The 23835-nt window shown below is 64.6% G+C and carries 24 protein-coding genes and 1 pseudogene; 10 read left to right on the forward strand and 15 right to left on the reverse strand.

The window, feature by feature from the left end:
• Positions 1 to 57: 57 nt before the first annotated feature.
• The 3 genes from ACLE20_RS10295 to ACLE20_RS10305 all read right to left on the reverse strand — a co-directional run bounded on the left by ACLE20_RS10295 (position 58) and on the right by ACLE20_RS10305 (position 2697).
• Positions 58 to 384 carry a hypothetical protein gene (locus tag ACLE20_RS10295; protein ID WP_410940178.1) on the reverse strand — a complete coding sequence of 109 codons (327 nt, stop codon included), beginning with the start codon at positions 382 to 384 and terminating at the stop codon, positions 58 to 60.
• 166 nt (positions 385 to 550) lie between these two features.
• Positions 551 to 1459, reverse strand: coding sequence for a ribokinase (locus ACLE20_RS10300; protein ID WP_410940179.1), 909 nt, complete (start codon positions 1457 to 1459; stop codon positions 551 to 553).
• Between the two features lie 65 nt (positions 1460 to 1524).
• On the reverse strand, positions 1525 to 2697 hold the full coding sequence (locus tag ACLE20_RS10305; protein ID WP_410940180.1) for a DNA recombination protein RmuC: 1173 nt from the start codon (positions 2695 to 2697) through the stop codon (positions 1525 to 1527).
• 133 nt (positions 2698 to 2830) lie between these two features.
• Between ACLE20_RS10305 and def the strand changes: the two genes are divergently transcribed.
• Positions 2831 to 3355 (forward strand): peptide deformylase, encoded by a 525-nt coding sequence (gene def / locus ACLE20_RS10310; protein WP_410940181.1) that lies wholly within the window; start codon positions 2831 to 2833, stop codon positions 3353 to 3355.
• Between the two features lie 9 nt (positions 3356 to 3364).
• On the opposite strand, the gene ACLE20_RS10315 is transcribed toward def, so the two are convergent.
• Positions 3365 to 4096, reverse strand: coding sequence for a hypothetical protein (locus ACLE20_RS10315; protein ID WP_410940182.1), 732 nt, complete (start codon positions 4094 to 4096; stop codon positions 3365 to 3367).
• A 138-nt stretch (positions 4097 to 4234) separates the two neighbouring features.
• Between ACLE20_RS10315 and ACLE20_RS10320 the strand changes: the two genes are divergently transcribed.
• The 3 genes from ACLE20_RS10320 to truA are packed head-to-tail and all read left to right on the forward strand — an operon-like array spanning position 4235 to position 7011.
• Positions 4235 to 5284: a helix-turn-helix domain-containing protein gene (locus ACLE20_RS10320; RefSeq protein WP_410940183.1), complete on the forward strand. Its 1050-nt coding sequence runs from the start codon at positions 4235 to 4237 to the stop codon at positions 5282 to 5284.
• A gap of 48 nt (positions 5285 to 5332) precedes the next feature.
• Positions 5333 to 6268 carry a methionyl-tRNA formyltransferase gene (gene fmt / locus ACLE20_RS10325; protein ID WP_410940184.1) on the forward strand — a complete coding sequence of 312 codons (936 nt, stop codon included), beginning with the start codon at positions 5333 to 5335 and terminating at the stop codon, positions 6266 to 6268.
• A complete protein-coding gene (truA, locus tag ACLE20_RS10330; protein ID WP_410940185.1) occupies positions 6268 to 7011 on the forward strand; it encodes a tRNA pseudouridine(38-40) synthase TruA in 744 nt (247 codons plus the stop codon). The genes fmt and truA overlap by 1 nt, the downstream gene beginning before the upstream one ends.
• A gap of 10 nt (positions 7012 to 7021) precedes the next feature.
• On the opposite strand, the gene ACLE20_RS10335 is transcribed toward truA, so the two are convergent.
• Positions 7022 to 7621, reverse strand: coding sequence for a hypothetical protein (locus ACLE20_RS10335; RefSeq protein WP_410940186.1), 600 nt, complete (start codon positions 7619 to 7621; stop codon positions 7022 to 7024).
• Positions 7608 to 8828, reverse strand: a complete 1221-nt coding sequence (dapE, locus tag ACLE20_RS10340) for a succinyl-diaminopimelate desuccinylase (protein ID WP_410940187.1) — start codon at positions 8826 to 8828, stop codon at positions 7608 to 7610. Before dapE ends, ACLE20_RS10335 begins: the two co-directional genes overlap by 14 nt.
• 112 nt (positions 8829 to 8940) lie before the next feature.
• On the opposite strand from dapE, the gene ACLE20_RS10345 reads away from it, so the two are divergent.
• The 3 genes from ACLE20_RS10345 (at position 8941) to ACLE20_RS10355 (ending at position 11397) form a co-directional block, all read left to right on the forward strand.
• Positions 8941 to 9219: a metal/formaldehyde-sensitive transcriptional repressor gene (locus ACLE20_RS10345; RefSeq protein WP_410940188.1), complete on the forward strand. Its 279-nt coding sequence runs from the start codon at positions 8941 to 8943 to the stop codon at positions 9217 to 9219.
• Positions 9216 to 10226, forward strand: a complete 1011-nt coding sequence (dmeF, locus tag ACLE20_RS10350; RefSeq protein ID WP_410940189.1) for a CDF family Co(II)/Ni(II) efflux transporter DmeF — start codon at positions 9216 to 9218, stop codon at positions 10224 to 10226. The genes ACLE20_RS10345 and dmeF overlap by 4 nt, the downstream gene beginning before the upstream one ends.
• 121 nt (positions 10227 to 10347) lie before the next feature.
• Entirely contained in the window at positions 10348 to 11397 is a 1050-nt protein-coding gene (locus ACLE20_RS10355; protein ID WP_410940190.1) for an aldo/keto reductase, read from the forward strand.
• Positions 11398 to 11409: 12 nt separating this feature from the next.
• On the opposite strand, the gene dapD is transcribed toward ACLE20_RS10355, so the two are convergent.
• Positions 11410 to 12267 (reverse strand): 2,3,4,5-tetrahydropyridine-2,6-dicarboxylate N-succinyltransferase, encoded by an 858-nt coding sequence (gene dapD, locus ACLE20_RS10360; RefSeq protein ID WP_410940191.1) that lies wholly within the window; start codon positions 12265 to 12267, stop codon positions 11410 to 11412.
• 171 nt (positions 12268 to 12438) lie between these two features.
• On the opposite strand from dapD, the gene ACLE20_RS10365 reads away from it, so the two are divergent.
• Together ACLE20_RS10365 and ACLE20_RS10370 are read left to right on the forward strand one after the other, a co-directional pair.
• Positions 12439 to 13338, forward strand: coding sequence for an LOG family protein (locus ACLE20_RS10365; protein WP_410940192.1), 900 nt, complete (start codon positions 12439 to 12441; stop codon positions 13336 to 13338).
• Positions 13339 to 13420: 82 nt separating this feature from the next.
• Positions 13421 to 13849 (forward strand): pyridoxamine 5'-phosphate oxidase family protein, encoded by a 429-nt coding sequence (locus ACLE20_RS10370; protein ID WP_410940193.1) that lies wholly within the window; start codon positions 13421 to 13423, stop codon positions 13847 to 13849.
• Between the two features lie 119 nt (positions 13850 to 13968).
• On the opposite strand, the gene ACLE20_RS10375 is transcribed toward ACLE20_RS10370, so the two are convergent.
• The 5 genes and pseudogenes from ACLE20_RS10375 to argB form a co-directional block, all read right to left on the reverse strand.
• Positions 13969 to 16800, reverse strand: coding sequence for a M10 family metallopeptidase C-terminal domain-containing protein (locus ACLE20_RS10375; protein ID WP_410940194.1), 2832 nt, complete (start codon positions 16798 to 16800; stop codon positions 13969 to 13971).
• Positions 16801 to 17225: 425 nt separating this feature from the next.
• Positions 17226 to 17735: an EF-hand domain-containing protein gene (locus tag ACLE20_RS10380; protein ID WP_410940195.1), complete on the reverse strand. Its 510-nt coding sequence runs from the start codon at positions 17733 to 17735 to the stop codon at positions 17226 to 17228.
• Positions 17736 to 17887: 152 nt separating this feature from the next.
• Positions 17888 to 18592 (reverse strand): pyrimidine 5'-nucleotidase, encoded by a 705-nt coding sequence (locus ACLE20_RS10385; RefSeq protein ID WP_410940196.1) that lies wholly within the window; start codon positions 18590 to 18592, stop codon positions 17888 to 17890.
• A gap of 53 nt (positions 18593 to 18645) precedes the next feature.
• Positions 18646 to 18786, reverse strand: a pseudogene (locus ACLE20_RS10390) (type II toxin-antitoxin system RelE/ParE family toxin); the annotation flags it as partial.
• A 108-nt stretch (positions 18787 to 18894) separates the two neighbouring features.
• Positions 18895 to 19803 (reverse strand): acetylglutamate kinase, encoded by a 909-nt coding sequence (gene argB, locus ACLE20_RS10395; RefSeq protein WP_410940197.1) that lies wholly within the window; start codon positions 19801 to 19803, stop codon positions 18895 to 18897.
• A 217-nt stretch (positions 19804 to 20020) separates the two neighbouring features.
• Between argB and ACLE20_RS10400 the strand changes: the two genes are divergently transcribed.
• Positions 20021 to 20749, forward strand: a complete 729-nt coding sequence (locus ACLE20_RS10400; RefSeq protein WP_410940198.1) for an anti-sigma factor domain-containing protein — start codon at positions 20021 to 20023, stop codon at positions 20747 to 20749.
• A gap of 55 nt (positions 20750 to 20804) precedes the next feature.
• Here the strand turns inward: ACLE20_RS10400 and yihA are convergent, their stop codons facing one another.
• The 3 genes from yihA to rnpA all read right to left on the reverse strand — a co-directional run bounded on the left by yihA (position 20805) and on the right by rnpA (position 23791).
• Entirely contained in the window at positions 20805 to 21458 is a 654-nt protein-coding gene (gene yihA, locus ACLE20_RS10405; RefSeq protein ID WP_410940199.1) for a ribosome biogenesis GTP-binding protein YihA/YsxC, read from the reverse strand.
• Between the two features lie 105 nt (positions 21459 to 21563).
• Complete coding sequence (yidC, locus tag ACLE20_RS10410; protein ID WP_410940235.1) at positions 21564 to 23357, reverse strand: membrane protein insertase YidC; 1794 nt, start codon at positions 23355 to 23357, stop codon at positions 21564 to 21566.
• Complete coding sequence (gene rnpA / locus ACLE20_RS10415; RefSeq protein ID WP_410940200.1) at positions 23357 to 23791, reverse strand: ribonuclease P protein component; 435 nt, start codon at positions 23789 to 23791, stop codon at positions 23357 to 23359. Before rnpA ends, yidC begins: the two co-directional genes overlap by 1 nt.
• Between the last annotated feature and the right edge of the window lie 44 nt (positions 23792 to 23835).

Genomic DNA, 23835 nt, shown 5'->3' on the forward strand with positions numbered 1-23835 from the left:
GCCGCGCTGGAGGCAGCGCGGCGTCTTGAAAATATCGTCGATGGAATGGGGCGTCGATCAGAAGTAGTCGCGCCACCAGCTGCGCGGCTCCGACTGGGTAGCGGCGCCGAGCGCATAGCCGACCAGCATGCCGAGTGCGGTCGCGAGAACGACGACGCCGCCGATGCCGAGCGGATGCTCGCGGGTGGCCTCGGCAACGGCGCTGCCTTCCGCCTTGACCTGGTCGATCGCCCGGCGGGCGTGGGGCAGCGCAGCTTCATAGGCTTCGCTGGCCTTGTCGCGCGTGTCGCTGTAGGCGCGCGCGCTTTGCGCGGAAATGATCTTCGACAGGCGCGAGACTTCCTCGCGCAGAGCCGTGATTTCGGAATCGGCGGACGGTGCCATCAGGGTTCTCCAGTGAGATGTGCTCCGGCGATACAATCGGGTGCGGACGCGCCGGACGTCGTGCGCAGGCAAGACGGCCCTCAACGCCGCGCCAGCGCGATTGGTTCCGATTGTCTTATACAGCGTCGCCCGATTGGCCCCGACGGAAGGGAAAGCCCTTGCTATCTTAGAGCCGACCGAGGGCTGCATTGACCTCGCTGGCAAGCGGGATGGACGGCTGCGCGCCCGGCTTCAGGCAGGCGAGCGACCCCGCGGCGGCAGCGCGCGACAAGGCGTCCTGGAAAGGCAGGCCTGCGTCGAGCCCGGCCGCCAGATAGCCGCAGAAGGTGTCGCCCGCGCCGACCGTGTCCACCGGCTCGATGACCAGCCCGGCGGCACGGAAGAACGAACCCTCATGCAGGGCCACGACGCCCTCGGCGCCGAGCGTGACGATCACCGTCTGGCCGGTTTCTTCGACCAGCGTGCGCATCGCCACCTCCCGTTCGTCCACCGACAGGCGATCGCGTCCGGCGAGACGTTCGAACTCGGTCTCGTTCGCCACGACGATGGCCGCCATGCGGCCGAGCGCGGCGGCATGTTCGGTGAGCGGCGCGATGTTGATGATCGAGCGGATGCCGCGCTCCCGCGCCTCGTTGAGCGCCGTTTCCACCGCGCCGGTCGGGATCTCCAGCTGTAGAACCAGCGTATCGCCCGGCGAGAGCGCGGCAACGGTGTTGCGCGCGTCCTCATCCGTCATGGTGCCATTGGCGCCGGCCACGACGACGATCATGTTCTCCCCGTCGCCACCGACAAGGATATGGGCGGTGCCGGTCGGGAGATCCGCCGTCTTGACCGTGCTGAGGTCCGTGCCGGCCTCGCGCATCAGGGCCAGTGCCTCGGCGGCAAAGCTGTCGGAGCCTACGGCGCCGGCCATGCGGACCGTGGCGCCGGCGCGGGTGGCGGCGAGCGCCTGGTTGGCGCCCTTGCCGCCAGCCGCGGTCGAGAAGCCGTTGCCCTCCACTGTCTCGCCCGGCTTCGGCAGCCGCGCTGTGGTGGCGATGAGATCCATGTTGATGGAACCGAACACCGTGATCATGAGAGCCTCCCGAAGCGACAGTGGCGCCTGACCGGCGCGATCGCGGGCGACACTGCCCGAGCGGGTCAGTCCTCGTCAACCACGCGCAGCTTCAAGGCGCCGAGGCGCGGCTCGGCGGCGGGTGCAGGCGGGGCCGGCGGCTCGCCAAGTTCCAGCGCCTCGATCCGCGTGCCACGGCGCTTCACCTTGTCGGAGGAGATCAGGATCTCGTCCACATCCTTCTGGGTCGCGGTGAAATGACCATGCAGTTTGCGCACGCGGTCGTCGAGCCGTGTCAGATCCTCCATCAGCCGCACGACCTCGTTCTGGATCAGATGGGCCTGTTCGCGCATGCGCTGGTCGCGCGAGATCGACTGCACCACCTGGATCGACAGCATGAGCAGGGAGGGGGAAACAATGACGACTCGCGCCTTGTGCGCCTTCTGCACCAGGCTTTCGAAATGTTCGTGGATATCGGCGAAGATCGATTCGGAGGGGACAAAGAGAAAGGCAGTCTCCTGCGTTTCGCCGGCGATGAGATATTTGCCGGCAATATCGCGGATATGCACCTCCATGTCACGGCGGAACTGCTGGGCGCTGGCGCGCGCCACCTCGGGGTCCTTGGCGGCGCGCATGGCGTTCCAAGCTTCCAGCGGAAACTTGGCATCGATCACCAGCTGCGGCTGACCGTTCGGCATGCGGATCGTGCAGTCCGGCCGCGCCCCGTTCGAAAGCGTCGCCTGGAAGGCATAGGCGCCCTGCGGCAGCCCGTCGGCAACGATCGCCTCCATCCGGCCTTGGCCGAAGGCGCCGCGCGTCTGCTTGTTGGCAAGGATCTGCTGCAGACCGGCCATGTCCTTGGCAAGCGTCTGGATGTTGGTCTGCGCCGCATCGATCACGGCCAGCCGCTCCTGCAGCCGGCGCAGGTTCTCATGTGTCGTGCGCGTCTGCTCGCCGATCGTCGCGCCGATCCGCTGCGTCATGCCGTCGAGCCGCTGGTTGAGCGATTGGTTGAGCTCGGACTGCCGGCTGCCGAAGATCTCGGCGAGCGTCGCCATCCGCCCCTGCATCTCGCTCTGCGCGGCGAGCAGTGCCGCCATCCGCTGATCCGCCTCTTCGGCCCGGCGGCGGCTGCCGCGTGCGCTCAACAGCGCCGCCAGCAGGGCCAGCAGGATGAGCCCGGCGAGCCCAAGCGCGAGGAGAAGACCGGCCGGTGGCAGACCGGTCGCGGCGGCGAAGCGGGAGAGAAGCTCTGTCATACGACAAGGCTATCAGCATCGCCGGCAAATTCCAGATCAAAGGGGGAACATCGCCACGATCTGTGACAGATTTCAGCGTTTCACGGCCTTTCGCACAATTCCCAGGCCCGAAAAGATCGGTTATCAGAGCGCCATGACCATCAAGCCGCTCATCATCCTCCCCGATCCCGTCCTCCGCCAGGTTTCCGCACCTCTGGAGCGCGTCGACGATGCGGTGAAGCGGCTCGCCGACGATATGCTCGAGACCATGTATGACGCGCCGGGCATCGGGCTGGCCGCCATCCAGATCGGCGTGCCACGCCGTATCCTCGTCATCGATGTCGCCAAGGAGGGCGAGGAGAAGGCGCCGCAGGTCTTCATCAATCCCGAGATCCTCGGCGCCTCCGAAGACCGCTCGACCTATGAGGAAGGCTGTCTCTCGATCCCCGATTATTATGCGGAGGTCGAACGTCCGGCTGCCATTACGCTTCGCTATCTCGATCGTGATGGCGCGGAGCGGCAGATGGAGGCAGACGGCCTGCTCGCCACCTGCCTGCAGCACGAGATCGACCATCTGAACGGCGTGCTGTTCATCGACCATATCTCCAAGCTCAAGCGGGAGATGGTCGTACGCAAATTCACCAAGGCCGCCAAGCTGCGTGGCTCCAAGGCGATCTGAGGCCAGGCCCTAGCGGATGGTCGCATGCACCATGCTGCCGCGGATCTCGATCTCGGGCTTGGCGCCGGGCGTGTTCGGCAGCTGGCTGTCGACGTAGGAGGCTGTTGTCTCCACCAGATAGCTGACGGCCGTGCCCAGGGGGAAGACAAGGTTCGCCTGCATCATCGTTCCGAGGAGCCGGATCGTCTCGCTGTTGCGCACCGTGTCAAAGACAAGACGGGCGCGGAGCGCGGCTCCGGTCAGTGTGAGACGCTCGGCATGTCCGTCGAGCTGCATGTCGCCGGCCGCGGCGTTGACATCCACCGACAAGAAATCGCCCGCGAGCTCGATCTTCGCGGCCTGCTGGTCGATCTTGAGCGCCGTACCGGGCCGGATATTGGCGGTCAGCGTCGGCAGGCACTCGTCCCAGCCGAGGAGATCGGTCGAGGGCCCGGTGTCGATCGTCGCCGTGCCGTTTGCAACGGAGAGCGCCGTCTCCGGCCGGCAGGTGGGATCATACCAGAGCGAGCGCCAGACCCCCCAGCCGGACCGCTCGGCCGTCAGTCGCGCCTCGAAGCGCCGGGCTGGATCGGCGGTGACCCGGATGCGGCTTGCGCTGCCGGAAATGTCGATCCTGTCGACCGCTGCCAGGTCGAGCGGGACGGAGGCATAAGCAGGCTGGTCGAACAGGGTGAGCGCCTGGCCGAGCAGCAGCAGCGCTGCGATCGTGCCGGTGGCGGTGAGGAGGATCTTGCCTTTCATGAGGGAAACCTTTTCTGTTCACGGCAGGGACCGCCTGATCCTCCTTAAAGGGGCGGACGATGCGACCTCGAACCTGTTTCAGGTCGCCTCCGATCCGGTTCGCGGTCGAACCTGGGCGAGACCCGCCGGAGTTTCCTCGTGCTTCTCATTCCGCTTCCCTTCGTCATCCCCATCCTGCTCTTCGTCTTCGCCGCCAGGCTGCAGCGCGGCGCGGCCGAGCGCGGCGATGAGGTCATCAGGTTCCTTGTGCTCCTTGCCTCCTATGGTGTGCAGTCCGTACTGGTCGGAGCCCGCTGGGGCTATGGCCTGACCGCGCTGCTGCCGGCGATGGCGCTCAACGGCACGCTCGTGCCGCCGCTCGCCTTCCTCGCCTTTCGGGGTTTGGTGAATGGTGAAGCCCGGCCAAGCTGGGGGGATCTGCCGCATTTCCTCTGGCCCCTGGCCGCTGCCGGTCTGCTGCTCTTCTGGCGGGACGGGGTCGGCTTGCTGATCATCCTCGACTTCCTGGCTTACGGTATCGCGCTGGTGTCTCTGGCGCGCGGCGGGCCGGATCGATTGGCTACCGCTCGGCTGGAGGGCGTCGGTCCCTCGCACCGTGCGATGCTGATCACAGGCTGGACGCTCATTGCCTCCGCGCTCTGCGATTTCGTCATCAATCTCGATCTGTCGTGGACGGGTGGCGCCTATAGCGGTCTGGTGGTCGCGACCGGCACCACGATCAGCCTCATTCTGTTCGCCTCCGCTGCCGCCTTCGCCCAGCCTGGCGCCCCTGAGCACCCCGAACCGTCCACAGTCGCCGATATTGGCGACGTGAGGGGCGGGACCGACCAGGATGGCCTGACCGCCACCGCCGAAGACGCCGCCCTGGCCGCCGAGATCGACCGGTTGATGGAAGAGAGCGCGCTCTACCGAGATCTCGATCTCAACCTCCTGCGCCTGGCGCGCAAGCTGAAGCGGCCGGCCCGAGCGGTCTCGCAGGCCATCAACCGCGTGCATGGAATGTCCGTATCCGCTTACGTCAATGGACTGCGGGTCGCCCGCGCGAAGGCCCTGCTGAAAGAGACCGACATGGCGGTGACGCAGGTGGCCTTCGAGGCCGGCTTCATGACCAAATCCAACTTCAATCGCGAGTTCCTGCGCCTCGCCGGCATGAGCCCGAGCGCCTGGCGGCAGGGAAAAAAGGCTTGATCTCGGCTGCGGAAGGGGCTTGAACGGTCCACCAACACGGGACGCGCCATGCCGCTTCGCATCATTTTCATGGGAACGCCGGATTTTTCCGTGCCGACGCTGGCCGCCTTGGCCGAGGCGGGGCACGAGATCGTCGCCGTCTATACCCAGCCGCCGCGCCCTGGCGGGCGGCGCGGGCTCGATCTGCAGAAGTCGCCGGTGCACCAGGCGGCGGAGCTGCTCGGCAAGCCGGTGCTGACGCCGGTCAACTTCAGGGACGAGGCCGACCGCGAGACCTTTCGATCTTTCGAAGCGGATGTCGCCGTCGTCGTCGCCTATGGGCTTCTGCTTCCCCAGGCCATTCTCGATGGTACGCGGCTCGGCTGCTACAATGGCCATGCCTCGCTTCTGCCGCGCTGGCGGGGTGCGGCCCCCATCCAGCGAGCGATCATGGCCGGCGACCGTGAAACCGGCATGATGGTCATGAAGATGGAGAAGGGGCTCGACACCGGCCCCGTGGCGCTGAGCGATATCGTGCCGATCCCGGAGGAGATGACCGCCGGCGACCTGCATGACCGGCTGAAACTTGTCGGCGCGCGGCTGATGCGCCAGGCGATGGACAAGCTTGAGGCGGACGATCTGCCGCTGACGCCGCAGAGGGAGGACGGCGTGCTCTATGCCGCCAAGATCGACAAGGCGGAGACCCATATCGACTTCACCCGGCCGGCGCGCGAGGTCCATGACCATATTCGCGGCCTCTCGCCCTTTCCCGGCGCCTGGTTCGAGCTCGACGTCGGCGGCCGTCGCGAGCGGGTCAAAGTGCTGGGCTCGCGGGTGGAGACTGCCAGCGGTGCCGTCGGCACGGCACTGTTCGACGACCTGACGATTGCCTGCGGCGCGGGGTCGGTGCGGCTGACGCGGCTGCAGAAGGCCGGCGGCAAAGTGCTCGATGCCGAAACCTTCCGTCGCGGCACGCCGGTCCCGGCCGGGACGAGGCTCTTCTGATGCCGCGCTTCCGCCTGACCGTCGAATATGACGGGTGGGACTATGTCGGCTGGCAGCGGCAGGACAATGGCGCTTCCGTGCAAGGGGCGATCGAGGGCGCGATCCTGCGGTTGACCGGCGAGACCGTCTCGATCCGCGGGGCGGGGCGCACCGATTCCGGCGTTCACGCCCGCGGCCAGGTGGCGCATGCCGATCTATCGCGGGCCTGGAAGCCCGAAACGCTGCGCAATGCGCTCAACGCCCATCTCGGCCAGGCCGGCGAGCGGGTGGCAGTCCTCGACGTGGCAGCAGTCGATGACGGCTTCGACGCGCGTTTCTCCGCTATCCGCCGCCACTATCTCTACCGCATCCTCTGCCGCCGGTCGCCGCCGGCGCTCGAGGCGCGGCGCGTCTGGTGGGTGGTCAAGCCGCTCGATGCGGTGCGGATGCACGAGGCGGCACAGGTGCTGACCGGGCAGCACGACTTCACCACCTTCCGCTCCGCCCATTGCCAGGCCAACAGCCCGGTGCGCACGCTGGATCGGCTGGACGTGACGCAGGATGGCGACATGATCGAGATCCGCGCCAGCGCCCAGAGCTTCCTGCACAATCAGATCCGCTCGCTGGCCGGCACGCTGAAGCTGGCGGGGGAGGGCAAGTGGAGCGTCGCGGACGTGCGCGCGGCGCTGGAGGCGCGCGATCGCAAGGCCTGCGGTCCGGTGGCGCCGCCGGAGGGCCTCTATTTCATGCAGGTGGATTACTGAGGCGCTCCACTCATGGCGGCAGCAGGTCGAAGAAGCGCTGCAGCATATTGCCGACCATCAGCGGCGGGAGCACGAGCAGCACGCAAAGCGTGCTGGCCAGCAAGGTCTGGTTTTCCCCCGTTACGGCTTTGAGCACCCGGAAGGTGGCGATCAGCATGGCGACGAGCAGCGCGATCGACAGCATGGCCGCCAGGCCCTCGCTGCCCGGCACCACGAGCCGGATCGCCGCCGGCAGGGCCATGCCGTAGAAGACCGGGATCGACAGCCAGTTGGTCGAGACGATGATGGCGATCAACGCATCGGCAAAGCCGAGCGGGCCGGCGAGTGCGGCGATGAGGATCAGCGGCATCAGCCAGGTCACGACATCGACCAGGAAGAGCTTGAAGATGAAGGCGATGCCGGCTTCGCTGCCGCTCGGCATCTCGGCCAAAAACATCAGCCGCCAGGAGGCCCAGCTGACCGCCATGGCCGGCAGGCACCAGAGGATGGCGCCGAAGGAGCGCCAGACGCCGCGCGCCGTCAGGTCCAGCCAGCGAAAGCCTTCCGACTTGCCCTGCACGAGCAGCCAGATACCCTTGAGGTAGATGCCGACCTCCTCAAGCTGCGGCATGGGTGCTTCCCTCCTGATCGAACCAGCGCTCCAGGAAGGCCAGATAGACGCCGGTCAGGGTTTCGAGATCGGAGAGCGCCACGCGCTCATCCACCATATGCATCGTCTGCCCGACGAGACCGAATTCCACCACCGGGCAGTGGTCCTTGATGAAGCGCGCATCCGAGGTGCCGCCCGTGGTGGAGAGCGTCGGTTCGCGGCCGGTGACGGCGGCAATCGCTGAGGAGAGTGAGGCGATCAGCTGGTTGCTGCGCGTCAGGAAAACCGGGCTCGGCCGCTCGGTCCAGGCGATCTCGTAGCGGACGGGGTCGCGATCCGGCCGGAGCGGGCCTGCCGCCGCGGCTTTCTCCAGCCGGTCGACGATCGCAGCTTTGAGGCTGTCCGCCGACCAGCGATCGTTGAAGCGGATGTTGAAGCGCGCGGTCGCACGCGCCGGGATGACGTTGACCGCCGGATTGCCGACATCGACCGTCGTCACCTCGAGATTGGAGGGCTGGAAGTCGCTGGTGCCGGCATCGAAGGGCGGGTCCATCAGCGCGGTCGTCAGCAGCAGCAGGCCGCGCACCGGGTTGTCGGCCAGATGCGGATAGGCGGCGTGGCCCTGAATGCCGTGCACGGTCAGCGTGCCGGAGAGCGAGCCGCGCCGGCCGATCTTGATCATGTCGCCCAGCGCCTGCGGATTGGTAGGTTCGCCGACCAGCGCCGCATCCCAGCGCTCGCCCCGCGAGACGGCCCAATCGAGCAGCTTCGGCGTGCCGTTGATCGCCGGACCTTCCTCGTCGCCGGTGATGAGGAACGAAATCGACCCGGAGGGCGCGCCATGCCGGGCGGTATAGCGGGCGACGGCCGCCACGAAACAGGCGATGCCGCCCTTCATGTCCACCGCGCCACGTCCATACATCATGCCGTCTGCAACCGCCGCGCCGAAGGGCGGATGCGTCCACTGGGCCTCGTCGCCGACCGGCACCACATCCGTATGGCCGGCAAACATCAGATGCGGCCCGTCGTTCCCAAGCCGGGCATAGAGATTTTCCACATCCGGCGTGCCGTCCTCCCGCGCCGTTACCCGCTCGACGGAAAAGCCGAGGGGCGAGAGCATCGCCGCCAGAGCCGAGAGCGCCCCGCCTTCGGCCGGAGTCACGGAGGGGCAGCGGATCAGCCTGGCCAGCAGATCGGCGGGGTCGGACAGAGAGGGCGTGGACGTCATGAAGCGGCGGGCCTTGAGAATCTGTTTTTAGCTCTAACCGATCCCCGCCGGCCTGTCACGGCGCTCTGGCCCTGCTTGTCACAATGGGCCATATAGGGTATCCCCCTATGCTATGTCGCATCTTACCAAGACCAAGGCGAAGCTTCTCGCCCGCGTGCGCCGGCTGAAAGGCCAGATCGAGGCAATCGAACGGGCGATCGAGGCGGAGGAGGCGTGCAGCGTCATTCTCAATCAAGTCGCCTCCGTGCGCGGCGCGGTCACGGGCCTGACGGCGGAGCTGATCGAGGATCATATTCGCAACCATGTGGTTGATCCCGACCGGGAGGCCGATCCGGACCGCGCGCAGGGCGCGGCCGATCTCATCGATGTCATGAGGACCTATCTGAAATGACCGATCATGAAGAGCGGCTGTCGAGCCGGCACCAGCATGTCTTCCTCGGTGAAGACCATCGGCGCAATGAGACGCGCACTTGGATCGTCATCGCGCTGACCACCACGACCATGGTGCTCGAAATCGCCGCCGGCTCGCTTTTTGGCTCGATGGCGCTGGTGGCGGATGGGTGGCACATGTCGACTCATGCTGCGGCGCTTCTGATCGCGGCGCTCGCCTATCTCTATGCCCGCCGGCATGCGCGCGATCCCCGCTTCACCTTCGGCACCGGCAAGCTCGGCGATCTCGCCGGCTTCGCCAGTGCCGTCGTCCTGGCGCTGGTCGCGCTGTTCATCGCCTTCGAGAGCACCAAGCGGCTGATGGCGCCGGTGCCGATCGATTTCGGCCAAGCGATCGCAGTGGCGAGCTTCGGCTTGGCGATCAACCTCCTCTGCGCATTCCTGCTCGGCGGACATGGCCACGGGCACTCGCATGGTCACGGCCATGATCATGGACACAAGCATTCGCATGGGCACGATCACGATGATCACCATCACCATCAGGAGCACGGCCATCATCACCCGGGCGAGGCACCCTCGCGCCCGGTGCAGGACAACAATCTGCGCGGCGCCTATCTGCATGTGCTGGCGGATGCGCTGACCTCGGTGCTCGCCATTGCCGCGTTGCTGCTCGGCTCGCTCTATGGCTGGATCTGGCTCGATCCGGCGATCGGCATACTCGGTGCGCTGGTCATTGCCCGCTGGTCCTTCGGCCTGATGCGAGACACCGGCCGCGTGCTGATCGACTTCGTGCCCGGCGATGACGACCTGTCGGGCGAAATCCGCCGCGTCATCGAGGCGGAAGGCGCAGAGGTCAACGATCTGCATGTCTGGCAGCTCGGACCGGGCCATCACGGCGCCATCGTCTCGCTCGCCGCCCGCAAGCCGGCGCCGCCCGCCTTCTATCGCGAGCGGCTGAGCCACATCGCCGCGCTCTCGCATGTGACGGTCGAAGTCGAAGCGGCTTAAAGGTAAGTTTTACTTTCCTTGACCGCTCTCGCATTGCGGGGTTTCGGCGCTATGTTTGGGTGTTCCGGCGCAGGACGCGCCGGCCTCCCAGATCAAACCGAAACGGCAAGGACGCATTTCCATGCGCTACAATCAATTCGGCAATACAGGACTGTTCGTCTCCGAACTCTGCCTCGGCACCATGACCTTCGGCGAAGCCGGTAGCGGCAGCACCTGGGGTGCCATCGCCGATGTCGACCAGGCCTCGGCCGACCGCATCGTCGAGCGGGCGCTTGCCGCCGGCGTCAATTTCATCGACACGGCGGATGTCTATTCCTTCGGGCAGTCGGAAAAGATGCTCGGCCAGTCGTTGAAGAACCTCGGCGTTGCCCGCAAGGATGTGGTGATCGCCACCAAGGTCTTCGGCCAGATGGGCGACAAGCCCAATGACCGCGGCGCCTCGCGCGGGCATATCATGGATTCGGTCGAGCAGAGCCTCGAGCGGCTGCAGACCGACCATATCGACCTCTACCAGATCCACGGCACCGATCCGGTGACGCCGATCGAGGAAACGCTGCGGGCGCTGGACGATCTCGTCTCGCGCGGCCTCGTCCGCTATGTCGGGCTGTCCAACTGGCAGGCCTGGCGCATCGCCAAGGCGCTCGGCATTTCGGAGCGCAAGGGCTTTGCCCGCGCCGAGAGCCTGCAGGCCTATTATTCGATCGCGGGTCGCGATCTCGAGCGGGAGATCGTGCCGCTGCTGACCGAGGAGAAGATCGGCCTCATGGTCTGGTCGCCGCTTGCGGGCGGCCTGCTCTCCGGCAAGTATGGTCCGGGCGCACCCGGCAATGGCGAGGGTCGCCGCGCCAATTTCGACTTTCCGCCGGTCGAAAAGGACCGCGCCTGGGCCTGCGTCGCCGCGATGCGCGAGGTTGGCGCCAAGCATGGGGCCAGCGTCGCGGAAGTGGCGCTCGCCTATATTCTCGCCAAGCCCTTCGTCACCAGCGTCATCATCGGCGCCAAGCGGATCGAGCAGCTGGACGAGAATCTGAAGGCCGTGGCGCTGACGCTGGATGCGGACGATCTCGCCAAGCTCGACGAGGTGAGCGCCCTGCCGCCGGAATATCCGGGCTGGATGCTTTCCCGCCAGGGTGCCGCGCGCATTCCCCAGCCCTTCACGCCGAAGGGCTGAGGCGAGTCCGTATCAGTCGCGCAACAGCTCGTTGATGCCGGTCTTGGAGCGGGTCTTCTCATCGACCCGCTTCACGATCACCGCGCAATAGAGGTTCGGGGCCGGCTGGCCGTTGGCCATGGTCTTGTCGGAGGGCAGCGAGCCGGCGACGACCACCGAATAGGGCGGCACTTCGCCATAGGTGATCTCGCCGGTGGCACGATCGACGATCTTGGTCGACTTGCCGATGAAGACGCCCATGCCGAGAACCGAGCCTTCGCGCACGATGCAGCCTTCGACGACTTCCGACCGGGCGCCGATGAAGCAATTGTCCTCGATGATGGTCGGACCCGCCTGCATCGGCTCCAGCACGCCGCCAATCCCGACGCCGCCGGAGAGATGCACATGGGCGCCGATCTGCGCGCAGGAGCCGACGGTGGCCCAGGTATCGACCATCGTTCCCTCGCCCACATAGGCGCCAAGATTGACGAAGGAGGGCATCAGGATGGCATTGGGCGCGATATAGGCCGAGCGGCGGACGACGCAGTTCGGCACGGCGCGGAAGCCCGCACGCTCGAATTCATTGACACTCCAGCCGTCGAACTTGGAGGGCACCTTGTCCCACCAGACCGACTGGCCCGGTCCGCCCTTGACGATCTCCATCGGATTCAGCCGGAAGGAGAGCAGCACGGCCTTCTTGAGCCACTGATTGACCGTCCAGCTGCCGTCGGCGCCGCGCTCGGCGACGCGGGCTTCGCCACTGTCGAGCAGGTTGAGCGCGGCATCGACGGCGTCGCGCACCTCGCCCTTGGTGCCGGTGCCGATCGCATCGCGATTGTCGAAGGCGGTGTCGATCGTCTGGGCAAGGGTGGCGAGATCGGCGCTGGTCATCGCGGGTCCTTCTTGAGGCTCTGGGGTCGTGGAAAAAACTCACCCGCTGTAAATGAAGCTCAGGCAAAGTTGAAGCGTTTTTCAGTTGCGGGCGACGGTGGCGCATTGTCTATCTCCCGCCACGACGCACCGGTAATGGCAAGCAACGACGTATGTCGGACAGGACTGACAATGGCACGCATGAAGAAGCAGAACCTGCGACGCAAGGATGGAGCCTGGGACGCGCTCGCCGACAGCGGCGAGGCAAAGAACCGCGCCGCCGGTGTGCCGCAAACGCCGCAATCCGTATCTCCCTCCTATCGGCTTGCCTATGCCGACGAGGAGTTTCTCTGCCGGGAAGAACTCCGGCCGATCCGACTGCAGCTCGAGCTTCTGAAGACGGAGATGGCACTCTCCGAGCGCGGCATCACCTCCACCGTCGTTATGTTCGGTGGCGCGCGCATTCCGGCACCCGGCCAGGCGGCCTGGGCGGCGAAGAACGAGGTACAGCGCGCCAATCTGGAAGCTGCCTCTGTCTATTATGACGAGGCCCGGAAATTCGCGCAGATCTGTTCCCGTCATGCGGCGCAGTCCGGCTACACGGATTTCGTGATCGTCACCGGCGGCGGGCCGGGGGTGATGGAGGCGGGCAATCGCGGCGCGGCCGATGTCGGTGCACCCTCGATCGGCCTCAACGTCGTGCTGCCGCACGAGCAGGCGCCGAACGCCTATGTCACGCCCGAGCTTTCATTCAACTTCCACTACTTTGCCATTCGCAAGATGCACTTTTTGATGCGCGCCAAGGCGGTGACCGTCTTCCCGGGCGGGTTTGGAACGCTGGACGAGCTCTTCGAAACCGTGACGCTGATGCAGACCGGGCGCATGGCGCTGGTGCCGCTGATCCTGTTCGGCGCGGAATTCTGGCGCTCGATCATCGATTTCGAGGCACTCGCCCGTTTCGGGACGATTGCGCCTGGCGATGTCGACCTCATGCACTTCGTCGAAACGGCAGACGAGGCCTGGGCGATCATCGAGCGCTTCTATGCGAGCGTCGACCCGGCCTCCCTGCCGCTCGCGACACTCGATCGATAGGAAATGTGGCGCAACCGAACGCGGCCTGACGCGTTGTCCCGCTCGAACCGAACGAACGAGCAAACCTTCAAGGACAACGCCCATGGCCGACCGCGCCCTTTCCGACTTCGCAGCCAAGATCCGGGAGATCGACATCTGCATGCTCTCCACCCACACGGAGGGCGGGGCAATCGCCGGCCGGCCGATGAGCAACAATCAGCAGGTCGATTATGACGGGGATTCCTATTACTTCACCATGGAAGACACCCGCATGGTCGATGATATCAAGAAGGACCCCAAGGTGGCGCTCAGCTTCCAGGGCGCCAAGGCCTTCCTGATTGCCATCGAGGGCGAAGCGGAGCTGGTGCGCGACAAGGACGCATTCGCCGAGCACTGGTCCCCGGACATCGACACCTGGTTCGCCGATGGCATCGATACGGACGGCCTGGTGATGATCAAGGTCCGCGCCGCGCGTGCCCACTATTGGGACGGCGAAGAGGATGGCGAGATCACGATAAAGGCGCGCCACTGAGTCGTATCAGAGCCCGCTCCGTTCCGGCGCAGGCCAGGTGTTGGCTGATCGGTGTTTAGGCGTCGGCGCGAAGGCTGTTTATTGGCCTTCGCACCATGGAAAGCTCTGAATACCCGCCTTCAGAGCAGGAAGTACCCGGCCTTCAGCGAGAGCGCAGTGGCAAGGTGGATCATGAAATCCGCCTTGCCGTCGCCGTTCACATCCCCGCTTATATAGGTATCGGATTTCGACTGCACGAAGCGCAGCTCGCCTGCATGCTTGTCGAACTTGTCTGAGCCGATGAAATCGAAGGCCTGGTCGCCCTTTGCTTTGGTATTGGCGTCGATGTCGCTGATGTCGATCCGGTCACGCTGTCTTTGCGAAAAATCGAAGATCGTATCCGCGCTGCTGTTCCGTGACCCCGTCTCACCGTCGTCGAACAGGAATATGTCCGCGCCGCTGCCACCCGTCAGATCATCGATCCCTTGCCCGCCGTCGAGCTTGTCCTTGCCGGCACCGCCGAGGAGGCTGTCCTTACCTTTGCCGCCCGAGAGATCATCCCCGCCGACGCCGCTGAGTGTGTTGGCGAAGGCATTCCCGCTCAGCCTATCGTTGAATCGCGATCCGAGCAGGTTTTCGATCGAACCGTAAGTATCACCTCCTGCGTCGCTGCTATTGCTGCCCGGGTTGGCGAGGCTGGCAATGACAGCCGCCGCCGCCGTGGCATAGGAGGCCGTGTCCGATCCGTCCCCGCCATTCAGCTGATCGCCGCCGGCTGCACCGGACAGGAGGTCATCTCCGCCGCCGCCGCTGAGCGTGTTGGCGAAGGCATCGCCGCTCAGCGTATCCCCGAACTGTGATCCGAGCAGGTTTTCGATCGCGTCGTACGTATCGCCTGCGGCATCACCGCTATTGCTGCTGGGGTTCGAGAGGCTCGCAAAGATGCCGGCTAAGGCACTTGCATAGGAGGCCGTGTCCGATCCGTCCCCGCCATTCAGCTGATCACCGCCAGCTGCACCGGACAGGAGATCATCTCCGCCGCCGCCGCTGAGCGCGTTGGCGAAGGCATCGCCGCTCAGCGTATCCCCGAACTGTGATCCGAGCAGGTTTTCGATCGCGTCGTACGTATCGCCTGCGGCATCACCGCTATTGCTGCTGGGGTTCGAGAGGCTCGCAAAGATGCCGGCTAAGGCACTTGCATAGGAGGCCGTGTCCGATCCGTCCCCGCCATTCAGCTGATCACCGCCAGCTGCACCGGACAGGAGATCATCTCCGCCGCCGCCGCTGAGCGCGTTGGCGAAGGCATCGCCGCTCAGCGTATCCCCGAACTGTGATCCGAGCAGGTTTTCGATCGCGTCGTAGGTATCGCCTGCGGCATCACCGCTGTTGCTGCTGGGGTTCGAGAGGCTCGCAAAGATGCCGGCTAAGGCACTTGCGTAGGAGGCCGTGTCCGATCCGTCCCCGCCATTCAGCTGATCGCCGCCAGCTGCACCAGACAGGAGATCATCTCCACCGCCGCCGCTGAGCGTGTTGGCGAGGCCATCGCCGCTCAGCGTATCATTGAATTGCGATCCGAGCAGGTTTTCGATCGAGTCGTACGTATCGCCTGCCGCGTCGCCGCTGTTGCTGCTGGGGTTCGAGAGGCTCGCAAAGATGCCGACTAACGCACTTGCATAGGAGGCCGTGTCCGAGCCGTTACCCCCATTCAACTGATCGCCGCCGGCTGCACCGGACAGGAGATCATCTCCGCCACCGCCGCTGAGCGCGTTGGCGAAGGCATCGCCGCTCAGCGTATCCCCGAACTGTGATCCGAGCAGGTTTTCGATCGAGTCGTAGGTATCGCCTGCCGCGTCGCCGCTGTTGCTGCCGGGGTCGGCGAGGCTGGCAATGACAGCCGACGCCGCCGTGGCGTAGGAGGCCGTGTCCGACCCGTTTCCGCCGCGCAAGGTGTCGCTGCCCCCTTGGCCGGTCAGAACATTGTTGATCTCATTGCCGACGATCACGTCGTTTCCCGCACCGCCGATGGCGTCCTCGATCAAAGACGCCGTATTCCCATGATATTGCAGCGCATTGAAAACGCTGCCACGCGCCGTATGGCCGTCCCCAAGATCCGCGAGCTGCGATAGATTGAGCACCGACCACTTGCCCGGCCGGAGGTCAATGCTGAGGGCAGAGGAATAGGCGCTGAAATCATAGGTGTCGTTGCCACCCCCGTCCCAGACCGTCATGAAGATCGTGTTGCCGCCAGCATTGATCGCTACTGCGCCGTTGACCAGTGTATCGCCCGACCCCGGCGTCCATCGATAAACGGTGGCATCGGCATTCGTCGTATAATCAGCGCCATACATTGTCTGTAGCGCAGCGATGTCGAGCATCATATAGGTCTGCGCAAAGCTCCATTGAGCATTCGTCAAGCCCCTATTAACACTGACGTTCTCGTAGGAGCGATAGGTCATGACGGTGAACTCCATCATGTCCATGTTCTGCGGCACGCCGCCAAAGCTCCAGCCCGTCTCGTGCGGATGCTTCAAGCCGAGCGCATGTCCGATCTCGTGGATCTGCGTGAGCCAGGCATAGTTGCCCGCTTGCGGTGTCCGCAAGTCATAGATTGGCCTGCTGTCATAGGCAGCGCCGGTCCATATATCGCCGTTGTCGCTGCGATCCGAGGAGATGACATTGCCCGGGAAGTCTGCGACGCGCGCAGTCCCCACGCTGCTGCTGGTCGTGCCGGCGAAGCGGATATGGGTTCCGCTGGTCGAGTCGACATCGCCCAAGCCCTGAATATTCGCGGACGTAAAACCCTCGACCGAGAACCCGACCGCCGCCGCGTTCGAGCCACCGTCCAGAGCAAAGGCGGCGGCGAGCTTCTGCTGCGCGGTATAGGCGCGGAAATGAGCCGGAAGGTCGGTAACGTCGCTCGAACTGTAGCTATAGGCAGCGGACGAAAGGGAGAACGAATAGAAGATCGTCACGTCCGCCCATTTTTCACCTGAAAGTAACCCGTCGATGTATTGGTCGCCAGTGGCCGTGACCCCCGTTGTTGTCGTGCCTGATCCGCTCATTGTTGCTCCTCCAAGCTCATGCGTTAACAGAAACGATCAAAGATCCGCAAAGCGAAGCTCAAGCGGGCCTTTCTATGAAGGCGATCTTCGAATTTTCACTTGGAGGCGCTTGGCCAGCAAAGGCCGAGTTGCTTGGCACCCCACATGTAAAAGAATGTTAACCATAATGCATGTCTGCCAACCGGAGTCGAGTCGTTGCGTTAAGCGTCGATGACCATAGCGCAGCGGGTCTTCGACGACGAATGGTTGCAGGCGGAAGCGTCTCGCGAGCGAAACGAAAAAGCCCGGCCGTGAGGCACGGCCGGGCTGTTGAATGGAGGTCAGGATCGCGAATCTCAGCCGCGCTTGGCGAAGTCGCTCGCATCGAGGAAACCGTCGCCATTGCGGTCGCGCTTCTTGAAGCGTTCGCCGACCTGCGCGGTTACTTCGGCCAGGGACAGCGTGCCATTCTTGTCCGTATCGGCACGATCGAAGCCGCGGCTGCCGGCGCCGGGCAGCATGGCCGGGCGCGACTTCATCAGCTCGGCCCGGGCGGCGGCAAGATCGGTGCCGTTCTTGCGGGCCTCACGCAAGGCCTGGCGCGCCTCGCGGAACGCCTTGCGCTTCGTCTCGACCTCCTGCTTGGAGACTTGGCCGTCCTTGTCGGCATCGAAGGCGGCAAAGGCAATCGTGGCGCGATTCTCGGCCTCGTCGAGCGAGACCTTGCCGTCCTTGTTCGTGTCGAGCCAGCGGATCATCCGCTCGCCGCGCGCTTCCGGCGGCTTCTTCGCAAAGCTCGGCGCAACCGCGCCGGTCACGGCAAGGCTGAGAGCGGCGAAGCCAAGAAGGAGTCGTTTCGTCTGCATGATCGTCCTTTCCTCGCAGGCCGCGCCGCTCCGGGCGCCTGTCGCCTGCGTCAGTGCTGACCACCGTTTGAAGGGCGGCCGGGTGATGTCCCATGCGCGAGGATAGGAGGAGGGGCGGGGAAGACCAGTTAAACTTTGGTAATCGAAGAAGCTCAGATCAGGCGACGCAGGAAGCCGGCCAGATCCTCGGTGACGAAATCGACGTGATCCTGCTCGTCGCCGGCCTTTTCCCAAGCTTCGGCAAACTCATATTCGAAATTGCGCGGCACCAGCAGAACGGTGGTCATGCCGAGCGCCTTGGGCACGACCAGATTGCGCGGCAGATCCTCGAACATGGCGGCATGGGTCGTATCGACGCGGTTGAGCGCCATGAACTTGTCATAGGTCGCGCCCGCAGGTTTCGGCACGTAATCGGCGGCGACGATGTCGAAAATATCGTCGAAATGATCGAGGATGCCGAGCGCGCGGGCTGCCATCTCCGCATGCGCCACCGTGCCGTTGGTAAAGATGAACTTGCGGCCGGGCAGCGCCTTGATCGCCTCGCCGAGCGCCTGATCAGCGGGGATCACCGTATAGTCGATCGCATGCGCTTTTTGGAGAAAGTCGCTCGGATCGATCCCGTGGTTCTCCATCAGGCCGCGCAGGGTCGTGCCATGGTCGCGGTAATATTGCTTCTGCAGCGCCTTCGCCTCGCCCGGCTCCATCTGCAACAGCGCCGCCACGAAGGCGGTCATGTTCTTGTCGATCTGCGAGAAGAGATCGACATGATGTGGATAGAGCGTGTTGTCGAGATCGAACACCCAGTCGGTGACATGGGCGAAGTCCTGAGCGCTCGGCAGTCGTTCGATGGAGGCCATGGCGCCTTATGCCATGCGCAAGAGGGGATGCAAGCGGGAATCGCGATCGCTTATCAGGAGAAGCGAGTCAAGGTGCGTCGCGCAGCGTGCCGGACGCGCAGGATCGCGACGTCTTGTCGACGAATGCGGTAAAACACGACGTAGGGAAAGGGATTGAGAACGAGGCGGCGGGTCTTGTGGTCGCTCAGCCTCTGTCCCGCTTCCGGAAATGGGCAAGAGAAGCAGGGTCATGAGGTGATCATGACAAAGCTTTGCGGCGAAGAAAAGAGGGTGTTTCCGAGCGCTCTAAAGAACGTCCTGGATCACGGAACGATCAGCGTGCCGGCGCCGTGTTCGGTGAAGATCTCGAGCAGGACCGAATGGGCAGTCTTGCCGTTGAGGATGACCACGCCCTGGACGCCGGCCTTGATGGCCTCGATGCATGTCTCGACCTTGGGGATCATGCCCCCCGAGATGGTGCCGTCGGCGATCAGCGCCTGGGCCTCGGCGACCGAGAGTTCCTTGATCAGCTGCTTGTTCTTGTCGAGCACGCCGGGTACGTCGGTGAGGAAGAGCAGGCGGGTGGCGTTGAGCGCCCCGGCGATGGCGCCGGCGAAGGTATCCGCATTGATGTTGTAGGTCGCGCCATCACGACCCGGCGCCACCGGCGCGATCACCGGGATCATCTCCGAACGGGCGAGCAGGTCGAGCAGGGTGCGATCGACCTCGACCACCTCGCCGACGAAGCCAAGGTCGAGCACGCGCTCGATATTGCTGTCGGGATCGACGATGGTCTTCTTGGCCTTTTCGGCAAAGACCATGTTGCCGTCCTTGCCGCAGAGGCCGATCGCCCATTCGCCGGTCTGGTTGATCAGCGCGACGATCTCCTTGTTGATCGAGCCGGCAAGCACCATCTCGACGATCTCGACCGTCTTGGCATCCGTGACGCGCAGGCCGCCCTCGAACTTCGATTCGATGCCCATCTTCGTCAGCATCGCGCCGATCTGCGGGCCGCCGCCGTGGACGACGATCGGATTGACGCCGGACTGCTTCAACAGCGCGATATCGCTGGCAAAGGCCTTGCCGAGCTCGGCATTGCCCATGGCATGGCCGCCATATTTCACCACGATCGTCCTGTTCTCGTAGCGCTGCATATACGGCAGGGCCTGCGCCAGCAGGCGCGCCTGGATTTCGCTTTCGGAGGCGGTCGGGGTGGCGGTCTCAGAGGACATGGAGGGTCACCTTCGGGGGATCGATGCGGCGCTATCTAGCGCAAGTTTTCAAGCCTGGGAATGATCCGCCGGAAAGATAACGCTGTGATGGCAGGGGTTCGGGCAGCGTCTCCGCGAAAGCGCGCATCGCTGCAAATGACGATGGAAAACCGTGTTAACCATGCGTATGATCCACAGCCTATTCGGCGGGTGCCCGTCTTCAGCGAGCGTTTCGATCATGACGACAGAGAATGCCAAACGCGGGGATTCCCGCCTCGACCAGGTGATCGCCGGCGAATATGTGCTGGGTGTGCTGTCGCCGGAAGAGCGCAGCAAGGTCGAGGCCCGCATGCGGCTCGACCGGAATTTCGCGGCCATGGTCACGCACTGGCAGAGCAATATGATGGCGGTTGAAACCCGGGCGACGCCGAGCCGCGGCAAGGCGCGCCGTCCGGAAACCCCGGCCGCCCGGCCGCGTGCCAAGAGCGATGCGGGGGAGACCGTCGCGCTGTGGAAGCCGCTGCCGAACGCGAAATCGCTGTGGAATTCGGTAGGCTTTTGGCGAGGGCTCGCCGGTGTGGCAAGCTTCTGCCTAGTCGCGATCGGCGTCTCTCAATCCGGTCTTGTGACGCCGGGCCATGCGCCGGTGAGCAAGAGCCTGGCGGTTGCCGGCAGCGATCTGGCTCTGCGGGCCGATTATGACCCGTCCTCCGGCGCACTGACCCTCATTCCGGCGGCGTCCCCGGCCAGGACCGGGGCCGCGATGGAGCTCTGGCTGTCGCAGAAGGGCGGCGAGCCGGTCTCGCTCGGCACGCTCGACCGCGCAAGTGCCTCTCTGACGGTCCCGCCGGCGCTGCGCGGCCGCTTCGGCAGCGACTCCGCGCTGACTCTCAGCCTCGAACCGGCCGGGACGCTCCGCGACACCGTCGGCGGCCCCGGTCCGATTCTCGCCACCACGGCGCGCTGATTCGCTCGGGAGGTTGCCTCCACCCGCTTCAAAAAGCCGTGCGGCTTCGAGGTCCCTAGCGGCCGATCGTCGTCAGGATGGCGTTGCGCAGATCGTCCAGGCCAGCATTCTTCTCGGAGGACGTCGCGATCACGTCCGGAAAGGCTGCCGGCCGCTTGCGGATCTTTTCGAGCGTGTCGGCCACCAAATGCGGTACGGCGCCGGCCTTGATCTTGTCGGTCTTGGTCAGGACGATCTGATAGGACACGGCCGCCTTGTCGAGCAGCGACAGCACCTCGTCATCATTGGTCTTCAGCCCGTGGCGGCTGTCGATCAGCACATAGACGCGCTTTAGGGTCGCCCGGCCGCGCAAATAGTCGAAGACCAGCTTGGTCCAGGTATCCACCTGCGCCTTGGGAGCCTGGGCATAGCCGTAGCCGGGCATGTCGACCAGCGCCATCGGCGGCAGGTCGGCGCCTTCACCGGAATAGCCGTCCGGCACGAAATAGTTGAGCTCCTGCGTGCGACCTGGCGTGTTCGACGTCCGGGCAAGGCCCTTCTGCCCGACCAGCGCGTTGATCAGCGACGACTTGCCGACATTGGACCGTCCGGCGAAGGCCACCTCGAAAGGACCTTCCGGCGGCAGGAATTGCATGGACGGCACACCGCGGATGAAGATCCAGGGGTTCCCGAAAAGCGGCTTCTCGACGGGGGAAGCAGGGTCGGTCATGGCGTCGTCCTCGTTGAAAATCCGGAAACGAAAACCCCGGGCGCGGGGCCCGGGGCGCGATCTTGCTGTCTGTCTTAATGCCGGAACGGCCGGGACAAAAGGCGGCTATTCCGCCGGTTTCGGTTTTCGCGAGAACAGGCTCTTCAGATTGTCGAAGAGTTCGATCTTCGCGCCATGGCGCTTCATGATGAAGGCCTGCTGGATGATCGACAGCGTGTTGTTCCACGCCCAGTAGATCACCAGGCCGGCCGGGAAGCTTGCCAGCATGAAGGTAAAGACCAGCGGCATGTAGGTGAACAACATCGCCTGCGTCGGGTCCGGCGGCGTCGGGTTCATGCGCATCTGCAGGAACATGGTGACGCCCATGATCAGCGGCCAGACGCCGATCATCAGCGCATGCGGAACCGCAAAGGGCAGCAGGCCGAACAGGTTGAAGAGCGACGTCGGATCGGGCGCCGAGAGATCCTGGATCCAGCCGAAGAACGGCGCATGGCGCATTTCGATCGTGACGTAGATCACCTTGTAGAGCGCGAAGAACACCGGGATCTGCAGAAGGATCGGCCAGCAGCCAGCCACCGGGTTGATCTTCTCGTCCTTGTAGAGCTGCATCATCGCCTGCTGCAGGCCCATGCGGTCGTCGCCGAACTTCTTCTTCAGCTCCTCCATCTTCGGCTGGACCTTCTTCATGTTGGCCATGGAGGCATATTGCTTGCTGGCCAGCGGGAAGAAGAGCGCCTTGACGACGATGGTGGTGAGCAGAATGGCGACACCGAAATTGCCGAAGAAGCGGAAGAAGAAATCCATCAGCTTAAACATCGGCTTGGTGATGAAGTAGAACCAGCCCCAGTCGATCAGCAGGTCGAATTGCGGGATGTTGTAGCTCGTCTCATAGCCATCGACGAGGGGCACCTGCTTGGCGCCGGCAAAGACCAGCGTGTCGCGCTTGACCGACTGGCCGGCCTCGACCGTTATGACATCCTGGCGGAAATCGGCCTGGTAGCGCGGGCGACCATCGGTGAAATGGGCGAAACGGGTATCGTAGGCTCCGGCCTGGGGCGGAACGATCGCGGCCGCCCAATATTTGTCCGTGATGCCGAGCCAGCCGCCGGTGGCCTTGCCGGGCTCGCGCGGTGCGGCGTCCTCGACCTTGCCATAGGCAAGCTCCTGCAGCCCATGCTCGCCGATCACGCCGATGAAGCCCTCATGCAGGACATAGACGGAAGGGGTCGAAGGCTTGTTGAATCGGGTGACACGGCCATAGGGCGACAGCGATACGGGCGCGCCGGAGGCATTGGCGATCGTGTCCTCGACCTTGAACATGAAATGGTCGTCGACCGAGATCACGCGGGTGAAGGTCAGGCCCTTGTCGTTGGTGTAGGTCAAGGTGACCGGCGTCTGGCTGGTCAGCTTGGCGCCCTCGGTCGCGGTCCAGACCGTCTGCGGTCCGGGTGCGGTGCCCGAGGTGGCGTCACCGATATAGCCGAGCTCGGTGAAATAGCCGTCCTGCGTTTCGGCGGGGCTGAAGAGCGTGATGATCGGGCTCTTCGGGTCGACCGTCTCGTGATATTCTTTGAGCTTCAGGTCGTCCAGGCGGCCGCCGGTCAGGTTGATCGAGCCGGAGAGCGCCTCGGTGTCGATCGGCACGCGGGCGGACTGGGCGATTGCCTGGTCGCGGCTGGCGGCCGTTTGCGGCACGGCGCCGGGGGCGGCGGCCTGGCCAGGTGCCGCGGGCGCTGCCTGCTGCTGGCCACTTGCCTGCTGCTGGCTCTGTTCAGTCTGGCGGGCCTGCTGCGCCAGGCGCTCGGCTTCCATCTTCGGATTGATATAGAGGAACTGCCAGGCGATCAGAATGAGCACCGACACGCCAATGGCGATGATGTAGTTGCGGTTTTTTTCCATCATTCTTTCCTGGAGCCGGTCTTTCGGCCCTGTCCGACCTCGTTTTCGGGTCTTTCGGGCGCAGGCGCCCTCGGCCTGCCATCGCCACGCCGGCCTTCGATCCGATCGATCAACTGGCCGGTGAGAGTCTCAAAGGGAATGCCGAGCACATCGCGGCGGGCCACAATAACATAATCATGTCCGGGCTTCATGGCGGTCGCCGCCTTCAGCCGAACGGCCTCGCGCAGGCGTCGCCGCATGCGGTTCCGCTCGACCGCGTTGCCGTGTTTCTTCGTCACAGTAAAGCCGACGCGCGGCGCAGCGTCCGCATCCTTGCGATCAAGAACTTCGAGCAGGAAGGTCGGGCCTTTCCGCTTCTCGCCCTCGCGGACGGCAAGGAACTGCGGCCGGCTTTTCAGCCGCCCGGCAGTGTCTCGTGGGTCGCCAGACGTCATGCGTCCAAGGTCTCTCTTGAGGGTGCCAGCCGGCGCATGCGCCA

It is taken from the genome of Rhizobium sp. YIM 134829, from assembly GCF_046546455.1.

Excerpts from the sequence above, each read along its gene's own strand:
- ACLE20_RS10295 (WP_410940178.1), bottom strand. The coding sequence starts at position 384 with ATGGCACCGTCCGCCGATTCCGAAATCACGGCTCTGCGCGAGGAAGTC.
- ACLE20_RS10300 (WP_410940179.1), bottom strand. The coding sequence starts at position 1,459 with ATGATCACGGTGTTCGGTTCCATCAACATGGATCTCATCGCCACCACA.
- ACLE20_RS10305 (WP_410940180.1), bottom strand. The coding sequence starts at position 2,697 with ATGACAGAGCTTCTCTCCCGCTTCGCCGCCGCGACCGGTCTGCCACCG.
- def (WP_410940181.1), top strand. The coding sequence starts at position 2,831 with ATGACCATCAAGCCGCTCATCATCCTCCCCGATCCCGTCCTCCGCCAG.
- ACLE20_RS10315 (WP_410940182.1), bottom strand. The coding sequence starts at position 4,096 with ATGAAAGGCAAGATCCTCCTCACCGCCACCGGCACGATCGCAGCGCTG.
- fmt (WP_410940184.1), top strand. The coding sequence starts at position 5,333 with ATGCCGCTTCGCATCATTTTCATGGGAACGCCGGATTTTTCCGTGCCG.
- truA (WP_410940185.1), top strand. The coding sequence starts at position 6,268 with ATGCCGCGCTTCCGCCTGACCGTCGAATATGACGGGTGGGACTATGTC.
- ACLE20_RS10335 (WP_410940186.1), bottom strand. The coding sequence starts at position 7,621 with ATGCCGCAGCTTGAGGAGGTCGGCATCTACCTCAAGGGTATCTGGCTG.
- dapE (WP_410940187.1), bottom strand. The coding sequence starts at position 8,828 with ATGACGTCCACGCCCTCTCTGTCCGACCCCGCCGATCTGCTGGCCAGG.
- ACLE20_RS10345 (WP_410940188.1), top strand. The coding sequence starts at position 8,941 with ATGTCGCATCTTACCAAGACCAAGGCGAAGCTTCTCGCCCGCGTGCGC.
- dmeF (WP_410940189.1), top strand. The coding sequence starts at position 9,216 with ATGACCGATCATGAAGAGCGGCTGTCGAGCCGGCACCAGCATGTCTTC.
- ACLE20_RS10355 (WP_410940190.1), top strand. The coding sequence starts at position 10,348 with ATGCGCTACAATCAATTCGGCAATACAGGACTGTTCGTCTCCGAACTC.
- dapD (WP_410940191.1), bottom strand. The coding sequence starts at position 12,267 with ATGACCAGCGCCGATCTCGCCACCCTTGCCCAGACGATCGACACCGCC.
- ACLE20_RS10365 (WP_410940192.1), top strand. The coding sequence starts at position 12,439 with ATGGCACGCATGAAGAAGCAGAACCTGCGACGCAAGGATGGAGCCTGG.
- ACLE20_RS10370 (WP_410940193.1), top strand. The coding sequence starts at position 13,421 with ATGGCCGACCGCGCCCTTTCCGACTTCGCAGCCAAGATCCGGGAGATC.
- ACLE20_RS10380 (WP_410940195.1), bottom strand. The coding sequence starts at position 17,735 with ATGCAGACGAAACGACTCCTTCTTGGCTTCGCCGCTCTCAGCCTTGCC.
- ACLE20_RS10385 (WP_410940196.1), bottom strand. The coding sequence starts at position 18,592 with ATGGCCTCCATCGAACGACTGCCGAGCGCTCAGGACTTCGCCCATGTC.
- argB (WP_410940197.1), bottom strand. The coding sequence starts at position 19,803 with ATGTCCTCTGAGACCGCCACCCCGACCGCCTCCGAAAGCGAAATCCAG.
- ACLE20_RS10400 (WP_410940198.1), top strand. The coding sequence starts at position 20,021 with ATGACGACAGAGAATGCCAAACGCGGGGATTCCCGCCTCGACCAGGTG.
- yihA (WP_410940199.1), bottom strand. The coding sequence starts at position 21,458 with ATGACCGACCCTGCTTCCCCCGTCGAGAAGCCGCTTTTCGGGAACCCC.
- yidC (WP_410940235.1), bottom strand. The coding sequence starts at position 23,357 with ATGGAAAAAAACCGCAACTACATCATCGCCATTGGCGTGTCGGTGCTC.
- rnpA (WP_410940200.1), bottom strand. The coding sequence starts at position 23,791 with ATGACGTCTGGCGACCCACGAGACACTGCCGGGCGGCTGAAAAGCCGG.